This window comes from Rheinheimera sp., from assembly GCF_036568245.1.
Classification (GTDB): Bacteria; Pseudomonadota; Gammaproteobacteria; order Enterobacterales; family Alteromonadaceae; genus Alishewanella.
Map to the genome: position 1 here is coordinate 1 of NZ_DATCSY010000339.1, position 3,129 is coordinate 3,129.

Genomic DNA, 3,129 nt, shown 5'->3' on the forward strand with positions numbered 1-3,129 from the left:
GTGCCTTTACCGGGTTCTGGCACATTGCCGGCGTAATGTCTTTGCCGTTCTTCGCAGCTGTCAGCGCAGTCTGGCTGTCTTTACTACACCAGATATGCTGCATTTGCAGATAAGTATCAGAGCCCAGGCCGTTGCGTGGAAAAGCCAGGTAGCGCACTGTAATGCCGGCATCGTTATATTGCTGCATTTCCTGGTGTAACTTACGACAGTAACCACAGGTTGGATCGGTAAAAACGTTGATCACATACTTTTCATTCTTAGCTTTGTATTCAATAGTATCGTTCTTACTTGCCACCAGCTGTTTTTGAATGTAAGGCCGCATTTGCTCATCGTTTACCAGTACCCTGTTTTTCAGATCGTAAATATTACCCTCGATAAAGTACTGGCCGTCTTTTGTGGTAAAAAACAACCCTCTGTTGGTAAACACCTGTAATAGCCCGTCCAGAGGCGCATCAGCCACGGCATTGACCGTCAGATTCAACTGGCCGAACTGCTCACGTACCTGTTCATACTCGGCCTCCGGCACCTTAAGCTGAGCCTGCGCTGAGGCGATAAATCCGAGACTGCATAAGGCTACAACAAACTTCTTCATATACTTTCCTGCTAAGCGCCTAAGGGCGCGGATGATGTTGCTGGTGCAGGCTTTGCAAACGCGCCTGCGCGACATGGGTATAAATTTGTGTCGTCGACAAATCACTGTGGCCTAACAGCATTTGCACAACCCGCAAATCGGCTCCATGGTTCAGTAAATGGGTAGCAAAAGCATGACGCAGCGTATGCGGCGACAGCTCAGCCTGAATGTGCGCTACTTTGGCATAAAATTTAATACGGTGCCAGAAGGTTTGCCGCGTCATTTGCTGCGCCCGGCTGCTGGGAAACACCACATCCAGCAACTGGCCGCCCAGCAGCAATCCCCTTCCCTGCTGTAAATACAACCTTAGCCAGTGTGCGGCCTCTTCGCCCATCGGCACCAGACGTTCTTTCTGCCCTTTACCGGTTACTCTAACCAGACCGTGCTGCAGGTTAATTTGTTGCATCGACAAACCAACTAATTCAGAAACACGCAAACCACTGGCGTACAACAGTTCAAGCATCGCCTTGTCACGAAACTGAATGGGGTCGTTTACATCCGGCGCACTGAGTAAGGCGTCAACATCCTGCTCAGACAGAGTTTTTGGCAAACTGCGGCCAATTTTGGGGTTTAATAACTGGCTTAGCGGGTTCTGCGCTATTTTGCCACTTTGATGCACATAAGCATAAAACCGGCGCAAGCTGCTAAGCGCCCTTGAAGTACTGCGCGGGCTGAACGCTTTATCTATGCGCTGCGCCAGATAGCGGTTTAGCAGCTGGCTGTCGGCATCAAGCAAGTTCTTTTTTCGCTGCGCCAGAAAGAGCGCAAACTTTCTTAAATCAGTACCATAAGCTGTTAGCGTGTGTTCGCTGACGCCTTTATCCAGCCATAGCTGATCAAGAAATTCCGTAATAAGCACAGCGTCGGCTGCCTGTAGCCGGGCTTTTTGTTCTGCCATAAGAGTCCGCCTGTAAAACCTCAGCAATGGTACCGTAAGCCAGGCATCCGGCAAAGCCGGGATTTTGCAACACCCGCTAATCTGCTACACTGCGCACACTTTTTAGCGCCCCAAAGTTGTAATGAGAACGGCATGAAAATTGGCTTATTTTATGGTTCAACCACCTGCTACACCGAAATGGTGGCAGAGAAAATTCAGGCGCTGATTGGCGCTGATACTGTTGAGCTTAACAATATCAAACACACGCCGCTTAGCCGGATGGCTGACTACGATATTCTGATCCTGGGCCTGTCTACCTGGGACTTTGGCGAGATACAGGAAGACTGGGAAGCGCACTGGGATGATATCAGTGGCGTAAACCTCAGCGGTAAAATTATTGCTATTTACGGCATGGGCGACCAGCTTGGCTATGCCGAATGGTTTATCGACGCCGTCGGTATGTTGCATGACGCTATTGCGCCGCAACAACCAGTGCGGATCGGTTTTTGGCCAACCGCAGGCTACGACTTTATCGCCTCTAAGGCGCTGACGGCGGATGGTGAATTATTTTACGGTTTAGCATTGGACGATGAAAACCAGTACGACCAGACCGACGAGCGGCTAAATGACTGGGTTAGCCAGATATTGCAGGAAATAGCTCAGCGCTTATAAAACAGATAGATATGTCAGTTCTGTTTACATTCTCGCTGACACGTTTTGACTGTACATTTGTAAACAGATGATATGTTAACAGATTTTATTTCAGGCACGGATATTGCTGTAGAATTGGCGTTATTAAGAGCATCGCTATAAGTTGTTTAAGCGCAGTCTGTCTTAACAGCGCGCTCCTCAAGGATAAGGAGTTGTGTATGAATAAATTAGTATTAACCAGCCTGACTATGGCTGCAGTTGTAGGCAGTTTTAGTGCACAGGCAGCGCTGACCAGCATCCGTAACTGCGAAGTTACCCCTGCAGCTGTTCAGATAACCAGTATTCAGAAGCAAAGTGCAGGTAGTACGCCTATTTTGCTTCCGGCAGGTACAGGTGTGCCAAGCGACTGCCTTGGTGTATATAACGACAAGACTGTTTATCCGGCTGGAGTTTACGAGTTTGGCTCTGGCCTTAACTCAAACCTGGGTTGGAAAGATACCAGCTTTTTAAACGATACATCGCTGTTCGGCCCTTATGGTGCTTTTGTTGATCAATCCGATCTGCAGGATCTAAAAGACAAAGACGTGTTTGTTGACCCGGGCTGGATTTTTGTCGGTAAACTTGATTTAGACAATGGCGAATACCAGCGAGGTACCGTGAAGCGAGATGGTTTTGAAAGCTACACCTTTGAGGAAGATATTATCAGCATAAGCGGTGGTACTTCAGGCACCTGGACTTATACACCACCTAAATATAATCCTCAGACATTGATGAATATACTGGGTGCCAATAAGTTCTTTGATCAGGCCGCAGTAATATTTAAAAGCAGTCATGATTACGCGATTTATAATTTCTCGCTGAAAGATTTGCTGCTGGATCCTGTAGTGGGTACAGACGACGAGAACTATATGTTTAGCGGTACCTGGGATATGTCTAAGGTTCTTAAGACATCAAATGGTAAAAACCCAGC

The 3,129-nt window shown here is 47.8% G+C and carries 4 protein-coding genes; 2 read left to right on the top strand and 2 right to left on the bottom strand.

Annotation, left to right across the window (positions count from 1 at the left end):
- A partial coding sequence (locus VIN66_RS15145; RefSeq protein WP_331924757.1) for a disulfide isomerase DsbC N-terminal domain-containing protein occupies positions 1–592 on the bottom strand: 592 nt, incomplete at its 3' end.
- A 19-nt stretch (positions 593–611) separates the two neighbouring features.
- The gene (gene xerD, locus VIN66_RS15150; protein ID WP_331924758.1) at positions 612–1,529 is read right to left on the bottom strand and encodes a site-specific tyrosine recombinase XerD; all 918 of its coding nucleotides are present in this window, start codon (positions 1,527–1,529) and stop codon (positions 612–614) included.
- 132 nt (positions 1,530–1,661) lie between these two features.
- On the opposite strand from xerD, the gene fldB reads away from it, so the two are divergent.
- Positions 1,662–2,180: a flavodoxin FldB gene (gene fldB / locus VIN66_RS15155; protein ID WP_331924759.1), complete on the top strand. Its 519-nt coding sequence runs from the start codon at positions 1,662–1,664 to the stop codon at positions 2,178–2,180.
- A 197-nt stretch (positions 2,181–2,377) separates the two neighbouring features.
- Positions 2,378–3,129 (top strand): hypothetical protein (locus tag VIN66_RS15160; RefSeq protein WP_331924760.1); only part of this gene is annotated, 752 nt, incomplete at its 3' end.